Below are 24,432 nucleotides of genomic sequence, written 5' to 3'. Positions count from 1 at the left end.
GTTACGGTGGTTATAGCGCCAGGGAAACGCCCGGTCCCATTCCGAACCCGGAAGCTAAGCCTGGTAGCGCCGATGGTACTGCAGTCGAAGGATTGTGGGAGAGTAGGACGCCGCCGAACACTAATTAGATAGAAAGAGAAATAGGCCCGATTCCGGTCGAGAACTGCAAAGTTCTCCCGGGATCGGGCCTATTTTTCGTACCCCGAACCCGGGAGGCGGGTTCGGGTGGGCCTCACTCGCGGTGTCGGCGCAGCAGGTAGGTGTCCATGATCCAGCCGTTGCGGGCGCGCGCCTCGGTCCGGATGGACCTGACTCGCCCTGCCAGCTCCGCGGTCAGCGGGCCTTCGAGCAGGATCTCGGTGGGCGTGCCCAGATAGGCGCCCCAGTACAGGTGCAGGCCTTCGCCGGTGAAGCGGTCGAAGGTGCAGTTCGCGTCCAGCATCACGAACACGTCGTCGATGTCCGCGGGCCAGCCTGCCTCGACCCGTCGTCCCGTGGTGATCAGGACAGGGCGTCCGATCTGGTTCATCGTCGTGCGGTGGGCGGCCGTCAGTGCGGCGAGACTGCTGATCCCGGGGATCACCTCGTAGGAGAACTCCACGGCGCCTCGTGCGAGCACCGCGTCGATCAGCGCGATCGTGCTGTCGTACAGCGCCGGGTCGCCCCAGACGAGGATCGCGCCGACCTGGTCCTCGGCCAGTTCGTCGCGGATGAGCTGTTCGTAGAGCTCGGTGCGTGCTTCGTGCCAGTCGGCGACGGCGACGCGGTAGTCGGTGGGGTTGCGATCCCGGGGCGGGTCCTCCGCCCGCACCACGCGATAGCCGGGCCGCTCGACGAAACGGTCCAGGATCTGCTGTCGCGCCCGCACCAGGTCGTCCTTCTCCTTGCCCTTGGCGAGTACGAAGAAGACGTCGACCTCGTTGAGCCGTTTTACCGCTTGGACGGTGAGGTGCTCGGGATCGCCGGCGCCGATGCCGATCGCGTAGATCTTCCGCATGGGACGCAGTCTGCCTTCCTCGTGGCAAACCCTACCCCCATGGGGTATATAGGAGGAGGCGGTGATCAAGCCGCCGCGCAGTCGTCAAGAAGGAGCCGGGCCGATGACCGAAGCCACCTACACCGTCCAGGGCATGACCTGTGGGCACTGCGCAAGCTCGGTGACCGAAGAGGTCGGCGGGATCGAAGGTGTGCGATCCGTCGACGTCGACCTGCCCAGCGGCCGCGTCACCGTCATCAGCGAGGCGCCCGTCACGTCGTCGCGGCGGCCGTGACCGAGGCGGGCTACCGGCTCGTCGCGGGATGAACACCGCCGCGAAGGTCTCCGCCCTCGGGCTCGGGCTGGTGCTCGCGTTCGGCACTGCCTGGGCGGCGGGTGCTGCTGTGGGACCTCTCGGTCCCGCCTCTGCGGAGGCGGCGCCGGTCGAGACTCCCGAGCTCGGCGGGCTGACCGACACGGCGGGTGGTTGTCGGCTGGAGCTCGCCGGGCAGCGGCTCGTGCCGGGAGTGCCCGGTGGGTTGTCGTTCCGGATCCTCGGCCGTGGCGACGTCTCGGTGACCGTGTTCGACGTGGACCACGACCAGGCCATGCACCTCATTTTCGTCCGCCGTGACGGCTCGGGGTACGAACACCTTCATCCCACGCTGGCCGCCGACGGAACCTGGACCACTCAGGTCGGCCCGGCCGCCGCCGGGACATATCGCGTCATTGCCGACGTCACGCCGCGTGGGGGCCTGAAGGTGGCCTGGGGCGCGGACGTCCAGGTGGCCGGGCAGGACGAACCGGCGCCCGGTGGGCCGTCCCGGACTTTCGCCGTCGACGGCTATCGCGTCGACCTGGCGGGCGATCTCCGGCCGGGCGCTGCCTCCGAGGTCACCGCGATGGTGACGAAGGACGGCGCGCCGGTCAGCGACCTTCAGCCCTATCTCGGCGCGTACGGTCATCTGGTGGCACTGCGCGCCGCGGACCTCGGTTTCCTGCACGTGCACCCCGCAGACGGCGGCGTCACCGCGGGCCCGGCGGTCCGGTTCGCCGCGGATGTCCCGGTCAGCGGGCGATACCGGCTGTTCCTGGATTTCCGGCACGGCGGCCGGGTGCACATCGCCGAGTTCGCCCTCGACACGATCACCCTTTCCGGCGGCAAGCCGGGCGAACACGGCCACCTCACGGAAGGAAAGCCATGAGCTCCACGGCCCACGCCACCCGGCCCGCCGGTCCGCACCGGGTGGAGCTGGCGATCGGCGGGATGACCTGCGCGTCCTGCGCGGCCCGTGTCGAACGCAAGCTCAACAAGGTCGAGGGTGTCACCGCGACGGTCAACTACGCCACCGAGAAGGCGCAGGTCGACTATCCGGAGACGCTGTCGATCGCCGATCTGGTCAGCGTCGTCGAGGCCACCGGCTACACCGCCGAGCCGCCGAGACCCCCGGAGGCTCGGGAAGCGGAGGAGCCTGCCGACCCCACGCGGTCGTTGCGGGACCGGCTGACCATTTCGGCGGTGCTGACCATCCCGGTCGTCGTGCTCGCGATGGTCCAGGCCTGGCAGTTCACTTACTGGCAGTGGCTCTCGCTGACCCTGGCCGCGCCCGTCGTGGTCTGGGGCGCGTGGCCGTTCCACCAGGCGGCGTGGACCAACCTCCGGCGCGGCGCCGCGACCATGGACACGTTGATCTCCCTCGGCGTCGGGGCCGCGACCCTCTGGTCGCTCTACGCGCTGTTCCTCGGCACCGCGGGCGTGCCTGGTATGACACACGGCTTCGAGCTGACCGTCCAGCGCGCTTCGGGTGAGGGGAACATCTACCTCGAGGTCGCCGCGGGCGTCACCACGTTCATCCTGGCCGGGCGGTACTTCGAGGCCCGGCCCAAGCGCCGGTCCGGTGCTGCGCTTCGCGCGTTGATGGAGCTCGGCGCGAAGGACGTCGTCGTGCTGCGGGACGGGCGTGAACAGCGCGTCGCCATCGGCGAGCTGCGGGTCGGCGACGAGTTCGTCGTCCGCCCTGGCGAGAAGATCGCGACTGACGGGGCGATCACCGACGGCGGCTCCGCGGTCGACGCGAGCATGCTCACGGGTGAGTCGGTGCCGGTCGAGGTCGGGCCCGGCGACACCGTGGTCGGTGCGACCGTCAACGCGGGCGGCAGGCTCGTCGTGCGCGCCACCAGGATCCGCTCCGACACCCAGCTCGCGCAGATGGCGCGGCTGGTCGAGGACGCGCAGAACGGCAAGGCCGCCGTGCAGCGGCTGGCCGACCGGGTCTCCGCGGTGTTCGTCCCCGTGGTGATCGCGCTGGCCGTGGGCACGCTGGGGTTCTGGCTCGGCTCCGGCTCCGGGGCGAACGCCGCGTTCACCGCGGCTGTCGCGGTGCTGATCATCGCCTGCCCGTGCGCGCTGGGCCTGGCCACACAGACGGCGTTGCTCGTCGGCACCGGCCGGGGCGCGCAGCTCGGCATCCTCATCAAGGGCCCGGAGGTGCTGGAGTCCACCCGGCGGATCGACACCGTCGTGCTCGACAAGACCGGCACCGTCACGACCGGCCGGATGAGCCTGCGCGCGGTGCACTTGGCCGAGGGCGCTGACGAGACCGAAGTCCTGCGGCTGGCCGGGGCGCTGGAGCACGCCTCCGAGCACCCGATCGCGCAGGCCATCGCGGCCGGTGCGGCGGAGCGGGTGGGCGAGCTGCCGCCCGTCGAAGGTTTCGAGAACACCGAGGGTCTCGGTGTGACCGGGGTCGTCGAGGGCAGGGCTCTGGTGATCGGGCGGGCCGCGTTCCTCGCGCAGTGGAGCATCCCGCTGGACGACGCTCTGTCGGAAGCGAAGGCGACAGCAAGAAGGTGCTACGCCGGTTGTCGTCGCTTGGGACGGGAAGGCTCGTGCGGTGCTCGTCGTGGCCGACACGCTGAAGCCGACGTCGGCGCAGGCGATCGCGGAGCTGCGTGCGCTCGGGCTGCGGCCGGTGCTGCTCACCGGGGACAACGCCGGTGCCGCGCGGGCCGTCGCCGCCGAGGCGGGGATCGACGAGGTCATCGCCGAGGTGCTGCCGAAGGACAAGGTCGCCGTGGTGACCCGGCTGCAGGCCGAGGGGCGCGTAGTCGCGATGGTCGGGGACGGGGTCAACGACGCCGCCGCGCTGGCGCAGGCCGACCTCGGGCTGTCGATGGGCACCGGCGCCGACGCGGCGATCGAGGCCAGTGACCTGACGCTGGTGCGCGGTGACCTGCGGGCCGCCGTCGACGCCATCCGGCTTTCGCGGCGGACGCTGGCCACGATCAAGGGGAACCTGTTCTGGGCCTTCGCCTACAACGTCGCCGCGCTGCCGCTGGCCGCGCTGGGCCTGCTGAACCCGATGATCGCGGGGGCCGCGATGGCGTTCTCCTCGGTGTTCGTGGTCAGCAACAGCCTGCGGCTGCGTGGGTTCAAGGGCGTCGGCTGACTGTCGCACGCGCGCGAGTCCCTGAAGGCCACCTTCACGGCGTCTAACGCCAATGCCAGGGATTTAAAAGCTGGCCATGGCCGTCGTGAGGCACCTTTTTACCTGGTCAACCGGTTGGTGAGCCGTGATCGCCGGGTTCGCCGTGGCCTGGCCGCGCTCGTCCGCTCCGGAAGTCCCTGAAGGCCACCATGAGGGCGTCTAAGTCCCTCATGGTGGCCTTCAGGGACTTCTGTAATCGGGCAAGTCGGGATCAAACGGACCAAAGTGCGGCAGTTTCGTCCTTTGTGGACGGAGGATGCACCTGGGGACTGTCCCTGAAGGCCACCTTCACAGCGTAAAACGCCGTCATGGTGGCCTTCAGGGACCTGCTGGGGTCTCGTGGTGGCGCGAGGTGCTGTGGGGTCAGGAGCGGACTAGGCGGGCGATGGCGTCGGAGGCTTCGCGGACCTTGAGGTCGGCTTCCTCGCCGCCGGCCGCGGCAGCCTGGACCACGCAGGTCGCCAGGTGCTCGTCGAGCAGTTCGAGGGAGAACGACTGCAGCGCCTTGGTGGCCGCGGAGACCTGGGTCAGGATGTCGATGCAGTACTTGTCCTGCTCGACCATCCGCTGCAGGCCCCGGATCTGGCCCTCGATCCGGCGCAGCCGCTTGAGGTAGGCCTCCCGCTCGCCGCTGTAGCCCGCCATCCGCGCACCCATCCCTCAGTTGATTCCACCGTGTCGTTCCATTATACCCGCCCCACGTATGTGGGCCGGGGTTTCAGTGATGCGCCTGGACCGCCACGGCGAGCGCCAGCCCGCCCGAGTTGGTGGCCACATGGATGATCACCGTGGTCAGGACGCCCCGGCCCGCGTGGCGCCACCAGTGCAGGAGCACGCCGACGGCCGAGGCGGCGAGCATCGCCAGCACCTGCACGACCTGGACGGCACCTCGCCGAACACCGCGTGCTTGGCCGACTTCGTCGCGGCGGCCAGCAGCAGGACGGACACGGCCAGCGCGACCCGGCGGCGGACCGGGTTCGGCGCGGCCTGGGTTTCGAGCACCGTTAGTCGTTCCCGGCGAGCCGGGCGGCTCGCTGTTCCAGGTAGTGCCGCTCCGGGAGGCTGGTCGTTCGGCGCGCTGCCTCCTCGTAGGCGGCGCGAGCGGCGGGCAGGTCGCCTGCCTGCTCCAGCAGGTGGGCGCGGACGGCGTGGAGACGGTGATGGCCGCTCAGCCTGCCGTCCCCGTCGAGGTGGGCCAGCAGGTCGAGCCCGGCCTGCGGGCCCTCGGTCATGGCGACCGCGATGGCCTGGTTGAGGGTGACGATCGGGCTCGGCGCCACGTTCTGGAGCAGCCGGTACAGCCCGGCGATCTGGGGCCAGTCGGTGTCCTCGGCGCGCGCCGCCTCGGCGTGCACCGCGCCGATCGCCGCCTGCAGCTGGTACGGCCCGAGCGCGGCCCGGGTGAGCGCGCCAGTGAGTAGCGCGACGCCCTCCTTGATGGCCTCGCCGTCCCACCGCGTCCTGTCCTGTTCGGCCAGCGGGACCAGCTCGCCGTCCGGTCCGGTCCGCGCCGGGCGCCGCGCGTCGGTCAGCAGCATCAGCGCGAGCAGTCCGGTCACCTCGCCGTCCTCGGGCAGCAGGAGGTGGACCGCGCGGGTCAGCCGGATCGCCTCGCGGGTCAGCTCCGGCGCGTGCAGGTCGGGCCCGGAAGTGGCGGTGTAGCCCTCGTTGAAGATCAGGTACAGCACGTGCAGGACGACGCCGAGCCGATCGGCCCACTCCTCCCGCGGCGGTGGCCGGAACTGCGCGCCGCCTGCCTTGATCCCGCTCTTCGCCCGGCTGATCCGCTGGCCCATGGTCGTTTCCGGGACCAGGAACGCGCGGGCGATCTGACCGGTGGTCAGCCCGCCGACCGCGCGCAGGGTCAGCGCGACCTGCGAGGGCGGGGACACCGCCGGGTGACAGCAGAGGAACAGCAGGGTGAGCGTGTCGTCGGAGTCCGCGGGCTCGTCGCCGGGCGCGGGGGCGGCCAGTTCGTCTTCGGGCTGCTGGAGCGCGACCGTCGCTTCCCGGCGGCGCCGGGCGTTCTCGCTGCGCCAATGGTCGACCAGCCGCCGGTGGGCGACGGTGATCAGCCAGCCGCGCGGGTTTTCCGGGACGCCGTCGCCGGGCCACTGCGTGGCGGCGTCGAGCAGGGCCTCCTGGACCGCGTCCTCGCAGGCGTCGAACTGCCCGTTGCGCCGCACGAGGGCGCCGAGCACCTGGGGGGTGAGCTCTCGCAGCAGGTCCTCGACCCGGGTGTCCGTCCGCACCCGTCCATCCTGCACCCCGGACCCTGGCGAGCGCCGCACCCGGGAACCTGCGAGAGGATGTCGGGAAGAGGATGTCGAGAACGGGCCGGGGGCTCCGACCTGTCCGCGAGAGGCCCCGGCGAGGGCCGTACCCGGAGGGAAACACCATGAAGTACCTGATCATGATCACGATGAACCCGGCCGCTTTCGACGGCCTGGCCCAGCAGGAACGCGACGGGATCATGGAAGCGATGGGCCCGTTCATGGAGAAGATCACCGCCACCGGTGAACTGCTCGGTTCGCAGGCGCTCGCGGACCCGCGGGAAAGCTCGGTGGTCAAGGTGCGCGACGGCGTGCCGGTGGTGACCGACGGCCCGTACACCGAGTCGAAGGAGTACCTGGCTGGCTACTACCTCGTCGAGGTCGAGTCGAAGGAACGCGCGGTCGAGATCGCCGGGATGGTGCCCGACGCGCATGTCAACGCCATGGAGATCCGGCCGGTGATCTTCTCCTCCGGTATCGATCTCTGACCACTCAGGGGATGATGTCCTTCGAGTTCAGGGCATCGGTGAGCCGTTTCCGCAGCTCGTCGGCGGTGGCCCGCGGGTCGATCTCGGACGGTGGTGAGAGCACCTTCGAGATCACCGTCGACAGGCTCTGGTATGCCGGGGTGAGCGGGCGGATGGCGGCGTGGGCCAGCGCGGCCAGGATGTCGGCCTTCATCGGGAACTGACCCTGCATGGTCGGGTTGTTCGCGGCGGCCGGCCGGGTGGGGTCGAGCGGGGTCGTGTCGTCGTAGACCGAGGCGATCGTCGGGGCGAGGCCGTCCTCGACGGCCTGGTACTTCTGGCTTTCGGCGCGGCGCAGGCACAACGCCGCCTCGAACGCCTCGGGCTTGTGCGGCGAGAAGGTGCTCACCGCCAGGTTGAAACCGCCGATCGTGACCCGGCTTGGCTCGCCGGGCACGACGGACGGGTAGCGCGTCCACCTGACGTGCGCCAGGTCCTGCGGCTTTTCCTTGCTGTAGGAGGCGTAGACGTACGGCCAGTTCAGCTCCAGTGCGGCCTGGCCCCGCTGGAACGCCTGGCGGACTTCGTCCTCCTTCTGGTTCGCCAGCGACGGGTCGGTGATGCCCGCGGTGGTGAGCGTCTTGAGCAGCTCCAGCGCGCGCACCGCGCCCTCGTCCATCACCACCGACTTGCCGTCGTCGGAGAGGATGTGACCGCCGGCGGACGCGACGAGCGTGTTGTAGAAGACGACGAGCCCTTCGTACTGCGCGCCGGTGAACACGATGTTGTGGGCCTTGCCCTGCGTTTTCAGCTGCTGGGCCAGCGCCATCATCGCTTCGAACGTCTTCGGCGGCTGCCCGACGACGCGGTCGTCGTACCAGAGCAGCTGCACGTTGGTGTGCTTCGTCGCGGCGTAGAGCTTGCCGTTCCACCGCGCCGTCGAAAGCGGACCCTGCAGGACGTCGCGGACGGCCTCGGCCTGGGCGGCGCCCGTCCACTCCTCGACCCAGCCCGCCTCGGCGAACTCGGGCACCCAGGTGACGTCGAGGCCCAGCACGTCGAGCGAGGTGTCCCCGGCCGCCAGCCGCCGCACCATCTGCTCACGCTGGCCGTCCGCGCTGCGGGGCAGCTTGTGGTAGACGATTTCGTAGCGGCCCTGCGCGGCTTTGGTGCACTCGTCGACGACGTGCTGCAGGTTGTTCTCTGGCGAGACGTACAGGTTGATCTTGAGGCCCGAACCGGTCGAGCAGGCGGCAAGCGCCCCCGCGGCCAGCACGGTGATCGCGGCCGTTGCCGCGCCTCGTGAACAGACTTTTCGGTGCTGCCTGCCGGGCTCGGTGCTACGCATCAGGCCTCCCAGTGCGCCCGCGGGGAACAGGCTCCTCGTGGTCGTGAGGATCAAGGATTCCACGGGAACGCGCGGGGCGCGATGCTCAGCCGGTGCTCACCTCGGCCGGTCTCTGCCCGCGTTGCTCGGGGACGGCCGATTCTTCGGGCAGCGGGCCGAGCAGGGGAACGGTCTGGGAGAGCAACCGGCGGCAGTCGATCAACTGGGTGGTCAGGCGCTCGCGCAGCTCGTTCAGGTCCGCGACCCGCTTGTCCGCTTCGGCGGTGACGCGCCCGGCGCGTTCTTCCGCCTGCTGGACGACCGCGCCCGCTTTGGCACTGGCGGCGGCTTTCTCCTGTTCGAGCACCTGGACCGCTTCGGCCCGGCGCACCAGCATGGCCTGGGTGAAATCGGTTTCGACCTCGCCGCGGCGGTGCGCGGACTCCTGGTCGAGCCGCTCGCGGAGCAGGTCGGCCCGCCGCTGCTTCGCGGCGGCTTGTTCCTGCGTGCGGCGCACCAGCTCACGGTGCTCGGCCCGCATCTTGTCGCGTTCGGCTTCCGCGCCGGCGAGCACCCGCTCGGCCCCGGTGCGCAGGTCGTCGGCGGTTTCCCTTGCCAGCGCGGTGATTTCGACGGCTTCCTCGCGGGTGAGCTCGACCATCCGGCGCATGCGCTGCTGCAGCGCGTCCGGCTCGATCGGGGTCGCGCTGATCCGGTCGATCGTGGTTCTGAGCTCGTGGTTCTGAGCGTGCAGCGTTTCCAGCCGCTGGGCCAGTCTCTCGGCGCGGGCCAAGGCGGCGTCCCGTTCCGCGACGACCGCGAGCAGTTCGGTCTCCGCGTCCTGGACGAACTGCCGGACCTGGGCGCGGTGGAAACCGCGCCACGCCGAATCGAATTCGGCTCGCCGGGCCGTTTGCTCCGCGCTGTCTTCGAGGGTCGTCATCGCCTCACCTCCCGGTATGGCTGGTCCCCGGTGCCGATTTCGCAAGAGATGTCCGAAAAAGACGACCGGAAACGTTGGGGTGTCACGGGTTCGGTACCCAGTCTGCCCGAAGCCCGTGGTCTTTGCCGCACCCCGTGCCCGTAGTGGGCGGTGACGTCTCACTCGTCGAGTGGATCGTCGCGTCCGGTGCTTGTCCTTTGTACACCCGGAAGTTCCGCGAGTTCCGCCGCCAAGTCGGTGAGATCACCGCGGCCGTCGAGCAGCAGCGTGACCGCCGCGACCCGCTGGCCTTCGTCGGTGACGGTCTCACGGTGGACTTCGACGTGCCGCACGAGCCAGCCCCGGCCGGTGCACGTGGTGAGCACCTCGCGCAGGACGCCGCGCCCGTCGGTATAGGAAAGCCGCAGCGTCGGCGGTTCGCGCCGGTTCCGCGCGACCAGCCGGGCGAGTGGCGGGAGCCCCCGGGTCACCACGAAGTGCCCGAGTGTCGTGGCGACCGCCAGCACCGGCAGCCCGGCCCCGCACGCCATGCCGACCGCCGCGGTGAGCCAGATGGTGACGGCCGTGGTGAGCCCCCGCACGGCGTTGCGGCGGACGAAGATCAGCCCGCCGCCGACGAAACCGATCCCGGACACGATCTGCGCCGCGATCCGCGAGGGGTCCAGCGCGACGTGGTCGAGGCCGAGCAGGTCCGAGAAACCGTATTTCGACACGAGGGTGAACACCGCCGCGCCGATGCCGACGAGCGCGTGCGTGCGCAGCCCGGCGCTCTTCGCGCCCGCCTCGCGTTCGATGCCGATCGCGGAGCTGAGCAGCAGCGCGAGCAGGACGGGCAGCACCAGTTCCCACTGGTCGTCGGTGGACCAGAGTGACCGCAACGGCACGGACGACCACCTCCGGTAAACGGCTTCTGTGACTCTCCGCTGATACCTTGCCCGTCGCCGTCGCGCGTCGCCCGTCGGGGGTGATGGTCCGCAGATACGGAGGATGGTGCGCGATGAGTCCGCCGATGCGGGGAAAACACCGCCTATCGGACGATTCTGCTGGGCTCGGCAGGGGGATAGCCTGGTCGGATGGACCCGGATGCAGGCGTCGTACTGAGGGTCGACCAGTTCCTGGTGACCGGTGCGGTGCGCCGGCCCGGCACGGTGGTGTCCACCGCCGAGCTGGACCGCCGCGCGCGGGGGCCCGAGCGGGTCCACTACGTCACTCGGGCCTGTGACCGGTTCGACGAGGTGCACGGCATCCCGCTGCACGACCTGCTCTCCGACATCGGCCTGCTCCTGCGCGAAGGTCGCAAGATGGACCAGCTCAATCTCGCCGTCCTCGCCCGTGGGCAGGACGGCTACCAGGTGACGCTGTCCTGGGGCGAGGTCGACGTCGAGTTCGGCGCCTGCGCCGCGCTGCTCGCCACCCGGTACAACAACGTCCCGCTGCCGCGCCCCACGCTGGTCCTGCCCAGGGACACCCGGGGCAGCCGCTACGTCCGCCTGCTCAGCGAGCTGCGGGTGGTCCATGTCGACGCCGACGCCGACGCCGGAGTGGATGTCGGAGTGGATTCCGACGCCGTCTCCGCCTGAGTCCCCCTTCCCGAGAGAAGACACCATGCCCAGATCTGCCGTGGTGGCCGCGTTCGTGGCCCTGCTGCTCACCGCTCTGTCCGCGCCCGCCCTGGCCACTTCGAGGGCCGAGGTCTCGGTGACCGGAGCCGTCGCGACGCCTGTCGTCTACACGGCTTCGCAGCTGGCCGCGCTGGGGGAGACCACCTATCCGGTCACCAATCCAGGGCGAGGCCAGTCACCTACGGTCACCGGTGTCGACCTCGCGGCCGTCGTCGCGCTGTCCGCGCCGGTGCTGCCGCCGGGCAAGAACACCGCCCTGCGCGTCACGCTGACCGTCACCGGCGCGCACGATTCGGCGACGTTCGCGCTCGCCGAGCTCGATCCCGGGTTCGGGCACCATCCCGCCGTGCTGACCACCGGCGGCAGTGGTGTCGGGCAGGGTGTCGGGCGGAGTGTGGGGCAGGGTGGCGGGCGGAGTGTCGGGCTGGTCGTCCCGGGTGATCGGAACCGGACGCGCAGCGTCGCCGACGTGCGCTCGGTCCGGGTGGCCGCGTCCACCGCCGCGGCGGGCGACGCGATCGGCGGCGCTGTCCAGGTGAAAACGTCGCACCGGACCGTGACCCTGTCCGCGAGGCTGCTCTCGTACCTGCCGTCGCGGTCGGCGTCGGTGAGCTTCCAGACGGGCACCGGCCCGCAGGCGCACGTCGAATCCGGGCCGCCGCTGAGCCTGGTCCTGCTGGCCGCGGAGGTGTTACCCCGGGCGGGTACCCCGATCGTGGCGGTTGGCGGCGACGGTTACGGCGCGGCGGTCACGCTCGCCGAGGACTACGTCGGCGGACGTCCGCTGCTGCTCTCCACCGTCGAGGACGGCAAGCCGCTGGCCCAGCCGCGGCTCGCCCCGGTCGGCGATCTCAAGGGCGGCCGTTACGTGTCGGGCGTCGTCACGCTGAACGTCGGCTGACCCGCTGAACCGGTAGCGAAGAACGCAGAGAACAAGGAAGGGGGCGCCCGCCGCGGCGCCCCCTTCCGTCCAGGGGCCGGGTCGGCTCTTCGTAGTGCTGACCGAGAACGCGGACAAGGAAGAGCGCCGGATACCGGCCGTGGTGGTCAGGGTGGCGAACGTTCCGCGCAGCCGGAAAATCGGCTGTGACATGGAGAATCCTTCCACTCGGCAGGCGCCATTGCCCGGGGTGGGACAGACGGTAAAGACATTTGCCCATAATTCAAGAGTTTGATCAAGTGTCGGATATGTGAACGTCGCCGGGTCGCTGAGGGAGCAGCGTGAGCCGCAGGACGACCTCACCGTCGTCGAGTTCCCCGGTGGGCCGGAAACCGAACCGCCGGTAGAAGGGCCAGGGTTCACCGTCGCCCGGCTGGTAGCTGGTGAGCAGGTCGGCCGCGCCGTCCGCGCGAACCAGTTCGGCGACCTGGGTCAGCACCTCCCGCCCGAACCCGCGCCCCTGATACCGCTCGTCGATGAGCAGCCGCCACCGGAAATACGGCCCGGTGATCCCGGGGCGACCGGGCGGCACGTCCCAGCTGAGCATGACGAAACCGACCGGTTCGTCGCCCGAGTACACGGCCCGGTACCAAGGATGCGCCTCGGGCGTCGCGGCCGCGTCCTCCAGCGACTTGGCTACGGAGGCGACGAAACGTCTCTGGTCCTGCCGGACTCGGAGTGCGCAAACCGCGTCGTGGTTGTCGTCGGTTATCTCTCGTAGGTGCACGTCCGGCGGTGGCCTGACCTGGGCTCCCCGGCGCACGCCCTAGGCGCTCGTCCTGTTCTGCGCGCCTGCCCAGGCGCGGGTGAGCGTTTCAGCGAACAGCTCGGCGGGCTGGGCGCCGGAGATGCCGTACCGGCTGTCGACGACGAAGAACGGCACGCCGGTCGCGCCCAGTTCCCCGGCCTGGCGACCGTCGGTTTCGACGTCGGCCTCGTAGGCGTCCGAGGCCAGGACGCCCCGGGCCTCGTCCGGGTCGAGACCGGCCTCGGCGGCGAGCTCGACCAGCGAGTCGTGGTCGAACACGGACCGCCGCTCGGTGAAATGCGCGCGGTAGAGCCGCTCGACCATCGCGTCCGCCAGCCCGTGTGCGGCGGCGAGGTGCACCAGGCGGTGTCCGTCGACGGTGTTGCCCATGCGGACCTCGGCCAGGTGGTATTCGAGACCGTCCTCGGCGGCGCGCTGTTCCATCTGCGCCTCCGCGGCGTCGGCCTCGGCCAGCGTCATGCCGTACTTCTCGGACAGGATCTCCCGGGACGGCCGGGTCGTGCCGCGAGGGAAGGACGGGTCGAGCTGGAACGAGTGATGCACGACCTCCACCTCCGCGCGGTGCTCGAAGCCCTCCAACGCCTGCTCGAAACGGCGTTTCCCCAGGTAGCACCACGGACAGATGAGATCGGACCAGATATCGACACGCACGACTGCTCCCTTCCTTCACCACCCAGGGTAGTCGTCGGAAGGCGGTCGTTCACTCTTCCGCGGCACGGACCCCGCGCACGAACTCCTGGAAGTCACCGACCTCGTGCTCGAACTCGCCCGCCGTGCTGGTCAGCGCCAGTTCGATGACCGCGCGCCGGGCGGGGTCGCGCACGTCAGCCATGGACAGGTAGACCTGGCACTGGACGAGGTCGCCCGCCGAGGAGGCCAGCCTGAGCGTCTGGGTCAGGCCGGGCATGTCCTCGGTGCCCGCGTCCGCGCGCGCCAGCACCTCGGCCTCGTCCACCACCTTCGCCAGCCGCTCGACCGACTCGTCGGCGACCGTCTCGAGCGTGGTCTCCGGCGGCCGGTGCTCGCCGCTGATGGTGATGTTGGCGGTGAACCCGTCCTTGGCGGGCGGGTGCAGCGCGACGAACGCGGCGCCGGGGGCGTCCACCTCGTCGGGCGGCGCCGAGAGCCAGCCCTCCGGCAGCCGGAACTCGATCCGGACGGGCAGCTGGGTGACCATCGCTGCGGTGCTCCTTTCGTTCGGTGCTGCGGGGCGGGGACAGGCGGTCAGTGGAACAGCCTGCCGCCCAGCTTCTTCATCTTGTGTACCGCGTCGCCCGCCGTGTCGCCGACCTTGTCCGCGACGTCGTCCACACTGTCGGCGACCTTCCCCGGATCGATGACGATCTCCCCGCCGATCTTGCCCCCGATGCCGAGCCCGACGCCGAAGTCCCCGCCGAGCACCAGCTTGCCGTCCTTGACCCCGAGGTCGACGTTGGCCTCGGCCCCCGCGCCGATCCAGCCCTCGGCCTTGACCCCCGCGCCGATGCCGCCGACGTCACCCTTGAGCTCCCCCTCGGCACGAACGCCGGCGAACGCCGACGCGCCGGCGTGCAGCCCGTCCTTGCCGGCGGACAGGGAGGCCTCGGCCTCCGCGCCGGCGAAGACCTTGCCGGCCAGCGAGCCCTCGGCGATCCCGTAGGTCGCCTTGCCCTCCCCCGTCACCGTCACGCCGATGCTCGCGGTCGCGGTGCCCTTCAGCCCGTCGTTGCCCAGCGACAGCGACCCCCCGGCTTCGACCCCGGCCGTGACCCCGGCCGAGCTGGTGACGGTGACGTCGCCGACCTTGCCGTCGCTGTGGCCAAGGTCGAGATCGAGAACGTTGTGCTTCTTCTCCCAGTCAGCGAGTTTGACGCTGACGTCGGGGCCCTTGTCCTTGTCCTCTTGGCCGTCGTCCGGCTCCTGGTGGCCCCACTTGTGCTTGTCCTTGTCGCGCACCGGGTGCTTGTCGCCGAACTTCTTGTCCTTGCCGACCTTCATGTCGCCGGGGAGGTAGGACTTCTTCTCCAGGTGTATCCGGCCGCCGAGCGCCAGCGTCGTCTTGTTGCCCACCTCGAGGAGCTGGTTTCGCGCCCGCTTCAGTAGCTCTTGGGCCTGTGCCCGCAGTTTGTCGCCGGGGTCGCCGGTCAGCGTGGGGGCCGTCTCGCCGGACGGCTGCCCCTCGCGGGCGGCGCCGGCCGTCTTCGTGAGCGTGTCGCCTTTTTCCCACAGCGCGACGGCTTCGGCCGCGGTGGTCTGCGCCCAGCGCAGCGTCTCCGAGTGCAGCGACAGCGCGGTGGCGGCGACGTTCAGCTGGTCGTGCACGACGGACCACTGAGGACTCTCCGCGGCGTACTTCTCCCAGAAGGCGGCGGCCGCCGGGCCGGTCCACTTCGCGATCCGCACGTTGCGGAGGTCCTCGGCGACCGTCTCCAGCCGCCGTCCCCGGGTCTTGAGCTCCTCGACGGCCGCGAGGACGCCGCCGGGGTCGCCGGGGACGAGTTTCTTCGGGTCGGTCGTGTGGCCGAGTTCGGCCGCGCCGCCCATCAGCGGCCGCCGATCGGGAGCGCGTGGTGGTCCTGCTCGTAGTAGCTCTTCGCGGCCGCTCGCAGCGCCTTGGCGTGGTAGACGGCCTGGTCGCGCAGCGCGTCCACGGCTGTTTCCTTCTTGGCGCAGAAGTCTTCGAGGGCACCGGAAACCCCGGCGTGACCGTAGACCGCGCCGTTCCCGGTGACGTCACCGAACCGGAGACCGCTCACCCCGGCGACCGTGCCCGCGATCGCGCTCGCCGCCCCGCGCAGGTCTTCCGGGTCGACCTCGAAATCCGGCATCCCGCCGTCCTCCCCCTCGCACGCGGGCACGGGATGTGCTCGCTGTCGCGTTGAGACTGCCGCCGATACGGCGAACGGAGTAGGGGCAATAGAGGTCATTGACCGGATTCGGCCAGCCGCCGGACGGGAAACCTACGATCGGCGGGACTGCACGACCCAGGCGGCGATCTGCGCCCGGTTGGTGAACCCCAGTTTCCCGAGGATGTGGTCCACATGGGTCTCCGCGGTGCGGCGCGCGATCACCAGGCGGTCGGCGATCTCGCGGTTCGTCATGCCCTGCGCCACGAGCTCGGCGATCTCGCTTTCGCGTCTGGTCAGCGGGTTGTCCGCGGACCGCTTGCCCGCGTCCGTGCCCGCCGGTTCCTCGCCCAGCGCGTACCGCACGGCCTCGTTGACCGACAGCGCCGCGCCCACGATGAACTCCTTGGCCGCGTCCTCGACGCCCAGCTCGCCGGTCACCAGCGTGATGTCGCGGTGCATCGGTTCGATGAACGCCGTGTAGGTCGCGGGCGAAGCGCCGAGCGACTCCCACACCGCGCTGGCGGCGCCGAGCATCCTGGCCGCCTTGACCCATTCGCCGCTGTGGGTGGCTGTCCCGGCCAGGACGGTCAGGGAGAACGCGATGACCGCCCGGTCGTCGATGCGCAGCTGCAGGCGCAGGAGCCGGTGGCTTGCCTTGACGGACTCGCCGAGATCGCCGTAGAGGTACTCGGCGGCGCTGAGCGACCACAGCGCCCAGGAACGCCAGAACATCTCGCCGAGCGAGGTGTACCTCTCGATGCAGTCGGCCAGCACCCGGCGGCTGCTGGTCAGATCGCCCGCCAGGCTCAGCGCCATGCCGTAGTTGTAGGTCGACCACAGCTCGCCGCCGAGGTCGTGCTGGTCGGCCAGCATCTTCGAGGACAGCTTGAACTCGTCCAGGGCCTGCTCGCCGTCGTTGTCGATCAGCGCGGCGTAACCCCGTACGTGGTGAACGTACGCGCGCGCCTTCTCGTCGCCTGTCGCCTCCGCGAGCTGGTTCGCCTTCGCCAGCAGCGTCTCGAACACCGGCCTGTCGCTCTGCACGAGCGCCAGGAACGCGCTCATCCACAGGCTGGCCGCGCGGCCGGGAGCCTCGGGCGGCGCGACCTCCAGCAGCTTGGCGAGCCAGATGCGGCCCTCGGTGTTGAGGCCGCGGATCAGCCAGTACTCCTTGATGGTGTGGATCATGGCGAGTCCCACCACGGCCTCGGCCGGGTCGCTCGCGCAGAAGTCCAGCGCGCCCCGCAGGTTGGCGTGCTCGCGTTTGAGCCGGTTGATCCACACGATCTGGTCCGGCCCGAGCCAGCCCGCCTCGAAACTGCCGGCCAGCTCGCGGTACCGGTCGCGGTGACGGCGCCTCATCAGCGGGAGGGCACCCGACGAGCGGAGCCGCTCTTCGCCGTACTGCCGCACGGTTTCCAGCATCCGGTAGCGCGCCGAGCCCTGGTCGTCGTCACGCAGCAGGATCGACTTGTCGATCAGCCCGTCGACGACGTCGAGCACGGAAGCCTTGTCCAGCCCCTCACCGGCGCAGACCGCCTCGGCCGCCTCGAGGTCGAAACTGCCGGGGAACACCGCCGCCCGCGCCCAGAGCAGCCGTTCCCGCGGGGTGCAGAGTTCGTGACTCCAGTCGATCAGCGCCTGCAGCGTCTCGTGACGGCTCGGTCCCTGACGATCACCCTGGGTGAGCAGTGTGAAGCGTTTGTTCAGCCGGTCGGCGAGCTGGCGCACGGAAAGCGAGCGCAGCCGGACCGCGGCGAGCTCGATGGCGAGCGGCAGGCCGTCCAGCGAACGGCACAGCTTGGCGACGTCCTCGACGTTGTGCTCGGTGAGCTTGAAGAACGGGACCACCGCCACCGCCCTGTCCACGAACAGGCGGACCGCGTCGTGCTGGTCCGGCGACCCCGCCGACTCGCCGGGTTCCGGCACGGCCAGCGGCGGGATCGGCAGCACCCGCTCGCCGACGACCCCGAGCGACTGACGGCTCGTCGCCAGCACGACCAGCTCGGGACAGGCCCTGATCAGCGCGTCCACGAGCTGCGCGCAGGCCTCGATCAGGTGCTCGCAGTTGTCCAGCACCAGCAGCACCCGGCGGGTGCGCAGCAGGTCCACCACCCGCTCGACCGGGGGCCGGGCCGACCGCTCGCCGAGGCCCAGCAGCCCCGCGACCGTGCTCACCAGCAGGTCCGGCTCGTGCAGCTCGGCGAGGCCGATGAACACGACTTCGCCGCCGAAGGAGGAGCGCGCGGCCTCGGCCGCCCGCGACGCGAGCCGGGTCTTGCCGACCCCGCCCGGTCCGGTCAACGTCACGAGCGACGCGGCGCTCAGCAGCCGCTTGGCCTCCCGGAGCTCCCGCTGACGCCCCACGTAGGAGGTCACCTCGACCGGCAGAGAGTTCATCGCGGATTGGTCTGCGGCCACACCGGGCACCGTCGCATCACCACCTGCCGTCCTCGGGAGGATCATAGTGGCGTAAACCCGGTTCCCCCGCCCGGCGGAACCTCACGCCCGGCCTGGCGGGATTCTCTTCCGTCGACCCGGTCGCGCAGGCTATGGTCTCGGGGAAAGTGAGAGCGCCTCCTCTCGCGGATTCGTCCACGGATTTGCATGCCTGGAGGTAGTTCCCGTGAATCTTCGCTCCCCGCTGCCCGGACGTCGCCGGCTTCGCCGCCGGGGCAGGCTGGCCGCTCTCGTCTTCGCCGCCTGTTCGGCCCTGCTGCTCGTCGCGGGCCTCGGGGGACCGGCCGCCGCGGCCGCCCCCGACTACACCCAAAGCGTCGCGCAGCTGAGTGCGGCGCAGGCGCAGATCTCGTTCACCCCGGCCACGACGGCGCTCTACGTCGACGTCCACTACGCCGTCAACAGTTCGGGGCAGCAGAACCTGCGCATGACCAACAACTCCGGGACCTGGCAGCAGACCGTCGGCTCGCTCGCGACCGGCAGCGTCCTGGACTACTGGTTCACCTACGAGAAGAGCGGGCCGCAGTTCGACACCCCGCACTTCACCTACACCCAGGGTGGCAGCAGCACCGCGGTCGCCGCGCCGACGTTCACCCCGCCGGGGGGTACTTACGCGACGACGCAGTCGGTGACACTGGCGAGCGCGACCTCGGGTTCGTCCATCCGGTACACGGTGGACGGTTCCACCCCCACCGCGTCCTCGACGCCGTACACCGGCCCGATCACCGTTTCCGCGACCACCACGCTGAACGCCATCGGCGTGCAGGCCGGGGTGGCGAGTTCCGCCGTCTCCAGCGCGAGTTACACGATCGGCGTGTCCGCGGGCTGCCCGACGCAGTCCGACACGCCGAACTTCGGCCCGAACGTCCGCGTGTTCGACCCGAGCATGTCCGCCGCGACCATCCAGGCGCAGCTCGACGCGGACTTCAACGCGCAGAAGGACACCCTGACGGCGCAGTTCGCCGACCGCCGGGTGGCGCACCTGTTCAAGCCCGGCACCTACAACGTGCACGACAACGTGGGCTTCTACACCTCGGTCGCCGGACTCGGGCAGAACCCGGACGGCGTGACCATCAACGGGGACATCACCGTCGACGCGTTCAACGCCTCGGACCAGGGCCAGGCGCTGCAGAACTTCTGGCGCTCGGCCGAGAACATGGCCGTCAACCCGAGTAGTGGCGCCGACCGCTGGGCGGTGGCGCAGGCCGCGCCGTTCCGCCGGATGGACATCCGCGGCGACCTGCAGCTCTACCCGGCGAGCTACGGCTACGCCAGTGGCGGCTACACCGCCGACACGAAGGTCTCCGGCCAGGCCGCGTCCATTTCGCAGCAGCAGTGGTACACCCGGGACAGCCAGCTCGGCAGCTGGGCGGGCGGGGTGTGGAACATGGTGTTCTCGGGTACCTCGGGCGCGCCGGCGAACACGTTCCCGAACCCGCCGGAAACCACGCTGGGCACCACTCCCGTCTCGCGCGACGTGCCGTACCTGTACCTCGACGGCACCGGCAAGTACCGCGTCTTCCAGCCTTCCTTGCGCACCAACGCCTCCGGCCCGAGCTGGGCGAACGGCAGCACCCCCGGCACCTCGACCCCGATGAGCCAGTTCTACGTGGTGAAGGCGGGCGACACCGCGTCGACCATCAACACCGCGCTTTCCCAGGGCTGCAACCTGTTCTTCACCCCGGGCGTCTACCACCTCAACCAGACGCTCAACGTGACCAAGGCAGGCACCGTCGTCCTCGGCATCGGGTACCCGACCCTGGTTCCCGACAACGGCGTCAACGCCATGCAGGTCGCCGACGTCGACGGCGTGCGGCTCAAGGGCCTGCTGTTCGACGCGGGCACGACCAACTCTCAGGCGCTGCTGACCGTCGGCCCGTCCGGTTCGAGCGCGAGCCACGCGGCGAACCCGACGACGATCCAGGACGTGTTCTTCCGGATCGGCGGCGCGATCGCGGGCAAGGCGACCACCAGCCTGATCGTCAACAGCGGTAACGCGATCATCGACCACATCTGGGCCTGGCGCGCCGACCACGGCAACGCGGGCACGGTCGGCTGGACGACGAACACGGCCGACACCGGGCTGATCGTCAACGGGAACAACGTGCTGGCGACCGGGTTGTTCGTCGAGCACTATCAGAAGTACGAGGTGATCTGGAACGGCCAGAACGGCAAAACGATCTTCTTCCAGAACGAAATGCCCTACGACGTCCCGAATCAGGCGTCGTGGAACAGTCCGGCCGGGGTCAACGGGTATGCCGCGTACAAGGTCGGCGCGAACGTGACCAGCCACGAGGCGTGGGGATTGGGCAGCTACAACTTCTTCAACGTCAACCCCGCGGTGAACAGCTATCACGCGTTCGAGGTGCCGAACGCCGCGGGCGTGCGGTTCCACGACCTGCTCACCGTCTCGCTCAACTACCAGGGCACGATCACCCACGTCATCAACGACGCGGGTGGGGTGACGCCGCCGGGCACGGTGCCCAGCAACGTGGTCAGCTACCCGTGAGCTGACTCCGGTGCCCTCCTCGCCCCCGCCGCGAGGAGGGCACCGGGCGTCAGGCCTTCCGGCCGGCGAGCAGGACGCCGACGCCGCCGAGAAGCAGGCCGAGGATGGTCACCGGGTCGAGCGTCTGGCCGTTGATCAGCCAGGCCAACAGCGCGGTGACCGAAGGCGTCAGGAAGAACAGCGCACCCACCCCGGCGGCGCTTTGCCTGCGCAGCATCATGTTCAGCAGCAGGAACGTGCCGACCGAGTTGACCAGCACGATCCACGCGAGAGACGCGCCGAACGCGCCCCAGTCGCCGACCCGGGGCGTTTCCAGCAGCAGCGAAGCGACTCCGACCACCGGTGCGGCGGCGAGGAAGTGGACCGCGGTGCTGCTGCGGAGATCGGCTCCCATGGCGAAGCGTTTCTGGTACACGGTGCCGAGACCCAGCCCGAGCAGGCCCACGAAGCACAGCACGATGCCGGACGCGGACACGTGGATCTGGTCGATGACCGCGAGTGCCACCCCGGCGCCGCCGACGCCGAACCCGAGCCATTGGGCCCTGGTGATCCGCTCGCCGAGCACCGGACCCGCGAGCAGCGCGATGACCACGGGGTTGAGCCCCTGCACGAGTGCGACGACCCCGCCGGGCAGCCCGCGGGCGATGGCGAGGTAGAACGCGCCGAACTGCACCGCCTGCATGAGCAGCCCGGTGACCACGACGTGGGCGAGCAGCCTGCCGCGGGGCCAGCGCGACCGCGAGACGAGCGCGATCGCTGTCAGCAGCACGCCCGCGACGGCGAAGCGGGAGAACGTCAGCAGTAAGGGCGGGACCGCCGCCGTGCCGAACACTGCGGCGATGAACGCGCTGCTCCACAGGACCACGAACAGCGGGCGGACGAGCGCGTCCAGCCTGCCGGGGGAGTCCGCGGTGACCGGTGGCGGCCGGTCGACCTGGTTCGTCATGGGATCCTCGCGTCGTCGATAACCGGTCAGTTCGGTTACTGAGGCTAGCAATCCTCGCGGTAACCTGTCCATACGGTTACTCTGGCCGGGTGGAGTTCATGTACGGCACCGGGAACGTGGCACTGGATCTCGTCTGCACGGTGGGGCACCGGCGTACCGACGTGCTCGAGTTCCTGGCCACGCCCGCCGACCTGGTCCGCTGGGTGGCGGGCACCGGGCTGGTGGGCAGGCCGGTGGCGGTGGACGCCGCCGGGCTCGCGGGGGCGGTGCGGCTGCGCGAAACGGTGTACCGCCTGGGGATCGCGGCGATCGACGGCGCCGGGTACCGCCCCGCCGATCGCCAGGCGCTCAACGAGCTGGCCGTCCGCGAGCCGGTCGAGGTCCGGCTCGCCGAGGACGGCTCGGTCCGTCGTTCAGGCGGCCTCGACGCGGTGCTGGCCGACGTCGCCCGCGCCGCTGTCGAGCTCCTGGGCGGCCCGGCCGCCCGGACGATCAGGGAGTGCGACGCGCCCGAGTGCACCCGGCTCTATGTCGACAACTCGCGCCGGGGCTCCCGCCGCTGGTGCGACATGAGCTCGTGCGGGAACCGCGCCAAGGCGGCCCTGTTCCGCGCCCGGCACACCGCTCCGGACCTCGCTGACTGCCCCTGAAGGCCACCTTCACGGCGTAATACGCCGTCAGGCCCGTCGCCGACGAGGCGACGGGCGTTAGAAGAGACAGTGGCCTTCAGGGACTTGTGACCTGGCTTTCGGCGGGCAGGGAGCCGGGCAGCTCGAAGGGCGCGAAATGCTCGGCGCCGAGGAACGAGGTGATCTCGGCGATCAGGCCGTCGCGCAGGGTGAAGACGTTGATCGACCAGCCGGTGTACGCGCCCGCGTCTTCGTTCCAGAGGTAGCAGGCGACGGCGGGCTGGCCGTTGGCGCTGGTGGGGAGGTTGCGCCAGGAGCCGCAGCCGGTCAGCGGGACGCGCACGGCGAACTCGGTGACCGCTTCGAGGCCGCGGTACCAGTGGGCCAGCGGCGGCATCGACCAGGTGACGTCCTCGGTGAGCAGCGCGACGAGCGCGTCGGCGTCGCCGCGTTCGAGCGCCGCGGAGTACCCGGCGACGATCTCCTTGACCCGGAGGTCGTCGATCGCCCGCAGCGTCCGCTGCTGGGTGGCGGCCGGGATCTTGTCGGCGACGATCCGGCGGGCCCGCTGCAGGGCGCTGTTCACCGACGCGACGCTGGTGTCCATGATCGCGGCGATCTCGGCGGCGGAGAAGCCGAGCACCTCGAACAGCAGCAACGCCGCCCGCTGGTTGCCCGGCAGGTGCTGCAGCGCGGCGGCGAAGGCGAGCTCGACGGCTTCACGCTGCTCGTAGCGCGCGTCCGGGCTGTGCGGGCCACCGTCGAGACCCTTGTCGGGGTAGGGGCCCAGCCAGGCGATGTCGGTCAGCGGCACGTCGCCGACCACGGGGTGGGCGCTGGACGGGCCGAGGTCGACCGGCAGCGCCCGCCTGCCGCGGGTCTCGGCGGTGTCGAGGCAGGTGCGGGTGGTCACCGTGTAGAGCCACGAGCGCAGCGAGCTGCGGCCTTCGAAACGCGAAACCCCGCGCCAGGCCCGCACCAGGGCGTCCTGCAGGGCGTCGTCGGCGTCGTGACTGGAGCCGAGCATGCGGTAACAATGGGCGTGCAGCTCCCGGCGCAGCGGCGCCACGAGCCGGGTGAACGCCGCGTCGTCCCCGTCGCGGGCCCTGGCGAGGTCGGGGTCCTCCGCCGCTCCGCCGACGGTCCGCACAGAAAGTTCGCTCACAAGCGATGATTCTGCCCCACGGCGGCGGTCACTACCTACGAACTCGCAGTTCCGCCGCGTACCAGGAGGATCCCGATGAACCAGCCGTCGACCATTCCCGCCACCGTCGGCAGCCTCCCCGTGCCCGGCGCGCTGCTGCACCACGAGGTGCGGGGGCAGGGGCCGCTCGTGGTGCTCGTCGGCGCCCCGATGGACGCGAGGTCGTTCGAGCCGCTGGCCTGCCTGCTCGCCGAGGACCACACCGTGCTCACCACCGACCCCCGCGGCATCAACCGCAGCCCGCTCGACGACCCGGATCAGGACTCGACCCCCGAGCTGCGCGCCGGCGACCTCGCCCGGCTGCTGACCCACCTCGACGCTGGCCCGGCGGTGGTCCTCGGGTCCAGCGGCGGCGCCGTCAGCGCGCTGGCCCTCGTCCAGTCCCGGCCCGAGCTGGTCCGGGCCGTCATCGCACACGAGCCCCCGCTGCTCGCCCTGCTCGACGACCGCGAGCGGCTCTTGGCGGGCACCGACGACATCGTCGCCACGCACCGGTCCGGCGACGTCACGGGCGCGTGGAAGAAGTTCCTGGCCCAGGCCAACATTTTCCTGCCCGAAGGCGCTTTCGAGCAGATGTTCGGCGGACCCCGCGAACCGCAGGACATCGCCGACGACCACTTCCAGCACGCGCACATGCTGCGCGGGACGGTGAGCTGGGACGCCGACCTCGCCGCTCTGCGCGCGGCGTCGCCCCGCGTCCTGATCGGCCTCGGCGAGCAGTCGCGCGGCCAGCTCTGCGAACGCACGTCGGTCGCGCTCGCGGCGCGGCTCGGCGTCGAGCCCACGCTGTTCCCCGGCGGCCACATCGGCTTCGCCGAGACCCCCGGCGAGTTCGACACCCGGCTGCGCGCGGTCCTCGCCGCCCTCTGAAGCACGGGTTGAGGGCGCGCAAAGCCGAAGTCCCTGAAGGCCACCATGAGGGCGTCTAAGCCTGGATCCGTGGATTGGCTGGTGGGGTGATCTTGGGGTGGGTTTTGTGCTGGTCGGCTGGTTGCGGGCGTGGTTGACTTGCTGGCGTTCCCAGCTTGTCCACTGTTGTGTCCTGGTTGGG

General features: G+C 70.5%; 22 protein-coding genes, 1 rRNA gene and 2 pseudogenes. 10 read left to right on the top strand and 15 right to left on the bottom strand.

The genetic code is table 11. From position 1 onward, the window contains the following. Window positions 1-2: 2 nt before the first annotated feature. A 5S ribosomal RNA gene (gene rrf / locus QMK34_RS40220) occupies window positions 3-119 on the top strand. Between the two features lie 113 nt (window positions 120-232). On the opposite strand, the gene cobF is transcribed toward rrf, so the two are convergent. Beyond that, window positions 233-997 carry a precorrin-6A synthase (deacetylating) gene (gene cobF, locus QMK34_RS40215; protein WP_326420057.1) on the bottom strand — a complete coding sequence of 255 codons (765 nt, stop codon included), beginning with the start codon at window positions 995-997 and terminating at the stop codon, window positions 233-235. Window positions 998-1,100: 103 nt separating this feature from the next. Here cobF and QMK34_RS40210 point away from each other — a divergent pair. The 3 genes and pseudogenes from QMK34_RS40210 to QMK34_RS40200 all read left to right on the top strand — a co-directional run bounded on the left by QMK34_RS40210 (window position 1,101) and on the right by QMK34_RS40200 (window position 4,425). Beyond that, window positions 1,101-1,303 (top strand): annotated as a pseudogene (locus QMK34_RS40210) (heavy-metal-associated domain-containing protein). Continuing rightward, complete coding sequence (locus tag QMK34_RS40205) at window positions 1,300-2,181, top strand: hypothetical protein (protein ID WP_326420056.1); 882 nt, start codon at window positions 1,300-1,302, stop codon at window positions 2,179-2,181. The pseudogene QMK34_RS40210 and the gene QMK34_RS40205 overlap by 4 nt, the downstream one beginning before the upstream one ends. Beyond that, a pseudogene (locus QMK34_RS40200) lies at window positions 2,178-4,425 on the top strand (heavy metal translocating P-type ATPase). The gene QMK34_RS40205 and the pseudogene QMK34_RS40200 overlap by 4 nt, the downstream one beginning before the upstream one ends. A gap of 402 nt (window positions 4,426-4,827) precedes the next feature. Here the strand turns inward: QMK34_RS40200 and QMK34_RS40195 are convergent. From QMK34_RS40195 to QMK34_RS40185, 3 genes are all read right to left on the bottom strand, one after another. Further along, complete coding sequence (locus tag QMK34_RS40195) at window positions 4,828-5,109, bottom strand: metal-sensitive transcriptional regulator (protein WP_326420055.1); 282 nt, start codon at window positions 5,107-5,109, stop codon at window positions 4,828-4,830. Window positions 5,110-5,182: 73 nt separating this feature from the next. After that, window positions 5,183-5,323, bottom strand: a complete 141-nt coding sequence (locus QMK34_RS40190) for a hypothetical protein (protein WP_326420054.1) — start codon at window positions 5,321-5,323, stop codon at window positions 5,183-5,185. 145 nt (window positions 5,324-5,468) lie between these two features. After that, entirely contained in the window at window positions 5,469-6,716 is a 1,248-nt protein-coding gene (locus QMK34_RS40185; protein ID WP_326420053.1) for an RNA polymerase sigma factor, read from the bottom strand. Between the two features lie 146 nt (window positions 6,717-6,862). On the opposite strand from QMK34_RS40185, the gene QMK34_RS40180 reads away from it, so the two are divergent. Then, window positions 6,863-7,225 carry a YciI family protein gene (locus tag QMK34_RS40180; RefSeq protein WP_326420052.1) on the top strand — a complete coding sequence of 121 codons (363 nt, stop codon included), beginning with the start codon at window positions 6,863-6,865 and terminating at the stop codon, window positions 7,223-7,225. Window positions 7,226-7,229: 4 nt separating this feature from the next. On the opposite strand, the gene QMK34_RS40175 is transcribed toward QMK34_RS40180, so the two are convergent. From QMK34_RS40175 to QMK34_RS40165, 3 genes are all read right to left on the bottom strand, one after another. Further along, window positions 7,230-8,552 (bottom strand): ABC transporter substrate-binding protein, encoded by a 1,323-nt coding sequence (locus QMK34_RS40175; RefSeq protein WP_326420051.1) that lies wholly within the window; start codon window positions 8,550-8,552, stop codon window positions 7,230-7,232. Window positions 8,553-8,637: 85 nt separating this feature from the next. After that, a complete protein-coding gene (locus QMK34_RS40170; RefSeq protein ID WP_326420050.1) occupies window positions 8,638-9,474 on the bottom strand; it encodes a hypothetical protein in 837 nt (278 codons plus the stop codon). A 158-nt stretch (window positions 9,475-9,632) separates the two neighbouring features. Next, a complete protein-coding gene (locus QMK34_RS40165; RefSeq protein ID WP_326420060.1) occupies window positions 9,633-10,352 on the bottom strand; it encodes an MgtC/SapB family protein in 720 nt (239 codons plus the stop codon). Between the two features lie 195 nt (window positions 10,353-10,547). On the opposite strand from QMK34_RS40165, the gene QMK34_RS40160 reads away from it, so the two are divergent. Continuing rightward, the gene (locus QMK34_RS40160) at window positions 10,548-11,054 is read left to right on the top strand and encodes a molybdopterin-binding protein (RefSeq protein ID WP_326420049.1); all 507 of its coding nucleotides are present in this window, start codon (window positions 10,548-10,550) and stop codon (window positions 11,052-11,054) included. A 25-nt stretch (window positions 11,055-11,079) separates the two neighbouring features. Continuing rightward, window positions 11,080-11,997, top strand: a complete 918-nt coding sequence (locus QMK34_RS40155; RefSeq protein WP_326420048.1) for a hypothetical protein — start codon at window positions 11,080-11,082, stop codon at window positions 11,995-11,997. 274 nt (window positions 11,998-12,271) lie between these two features. Here the strand turns inward: QMK34_RS40155 and QMK34_RS40150 are convergent, their stop codons facing one another. The 6 genes from QMK34_RS40150 to QMK34_RS40125 form a co-directional block, all read right to left on the bottom strand. Next, window positions 12,272-12,763 carry a GNAT family N-acetyltransferase gene (locus tag QMK34_RS40150; RefSeq protein WP_326420047.1) on the bottom strand — a complete coding sequence of 164 codons (492 nt, stop codon included), beginning with the start codon at window positions 12,761-12,763 and terminating at the stop codon, window positions 12,272-12,274. Between the two features lie 39 nt (window positions 12,764-12,802). Next, complete coding sequence (locus QMK34_RS40145; protein ID WP_326420046.1) at window positions 12,803-13,456, bottom strand: DsbA family oxidoreductase; 654 nt, start codon at window positions 13,454-13,456, stop codon at window positions 12,803-12,805. A gap of 49 nt (window positions 13,457-13,505) precedes the next feature. Next, window positions 13,506-13,982: a hypothetical protein gene (locus QMK34_RS40140; protein WP_326420045.1), complete on the bottom strand. Its 477-nt coding sequence runs from the start codon at window positions 13,980-13,982 to the stop codon at window positions 13,506-13,508. 47 nt (window positions 13,983-14,029) lie between these two features. Then, window positions 14,030-15,328, bottom strand: a complete 1,299-nt coding sequence (locus QMK34_RS40135; RefSeq protein WP_326420044.1) for a putative T7SS-secreted protein — start codon at window positions 15,326-15,328, stop codon at window positions 14,030-14,032. Then, window positions 15,328-15,612, bottom strand: coding sequence for a type VII secretion target (locus QMK34_RS40130; protein WP_326420043.1), 285 nt, complete (start codon window positions 15,610-15,612; stop codon window positions 15,328-15,330). Before QMK34_RS40130 ends, QMK34_RS40135 begins: the two co-directional genes overlap by 1 nt. Before the next feature lie 132 nt (window positions 15,613-15,744). Next, entirely contained in the window at window positions 15,745-18,033 is a 2,289-nt protein-coding gene (locus tag QMK34_RS40125) for an ATP-binding protein (RefSeq protein WP_326420042.1), read from the bottom strand. A 226-nt stretch (window positions 18,034-18,259) separates the two neighbouring features. On the opposite strand from QMK34_RS40125, the gene QMK34_RS40120 reads away from it, so the two are divergent. Beyond that, entirely contained in the window at window positions 18,260-20,602 is a 2,343-nt protein-coding gene (locus tag QMK34_RS40120) for a chitobiase/beta-hexosaminidase C-terminal domain-containing protein (RefSeq protein ID WP_442785324.1), read from the top strand. A gap of 49 nt (window positions 20,603-20,651) precedes the next feature. On the opposite strand, the gene QMK34_RS40115 is transcribed toward QMK34_RS40120, so the two are convergent. Beyond that, window positions 20,652-21,548 (bottom strand): DMT family transporter, encoded by an 897-nt coding sequence (locus QMK34_RS40115; protein WP_326420041.1) that lies wholly within the window; start codon window positions 21,546-21,548, stop codon window positions 20,652-20,654. 98 nt (window positions 21,549-21,646) lie between these two features. Here QMK34_RS40115 and QMK34_RS40110 point away from each other — a divergent pair, with 98 nt between their 5' ends. Next, window positions 21,647-22,198 (top strand): CGNR zinc finger domain-containing protein, encoded by a 552-nt coding sequence (locus tag QMK34_RS40110; protein WP_326420058.1) that lies wholly within the window; start codon window positions 21,647-21,649, stop codon window positions 22,196-22,198. 76 nt (window positions 22,199-22,274) lie between these two features. Here the strand turns inward: QMK34_RS40110 and QMK34_RS40105 are convergent, their stop codons facing one another. Beyond that, window positions 22,275-23,342 (bottom strand): sigma-70 family RNA polymerase sigma factor, encoded by a 1,068-nt coding sequence (locus QMK34_RS40105; protein ID WP_326420040.1) that lies wholly within the window; start codon window positions 23,340-23,342, stop codon window positions 22,275-22,277. A gap of 75 nt (window positions 23,343-23,417) precedes the next feature. Between QMK34_RS40105 and QMK34_RS40100 the strand changes: the two genes are divergently transcribed. Next, window positions 23,418-24,251 (top strand): alpha/beta fold hydrolase, encoded by an 834-nt coding sequence (locus tag QMK34_RS40100; RefSeq protein ID WP_326420039.1) that lies wholly within the window; start codon window positions 23,418-23,420, stop codon window positions 24,249-24,251. Window positions 24,252-24,432 lie beyond the last annotated feature (181 nt).

The organism is Amycolatopsis sp. H20-H5, from assembly GCF_035828755.1.
In the GTDB taxonomy this organism is placed as follows: Bacteria; Actinomycetota; Actinomycetes; order Mycobacteriales; family Pseudonocardiaceae; genus Amycolatopsis.
The sequence above is the reverse complement of the archived record's forward strand: the minus strand, read 5'-3'. Positions and strand labels throughout refer to the sequence as shown.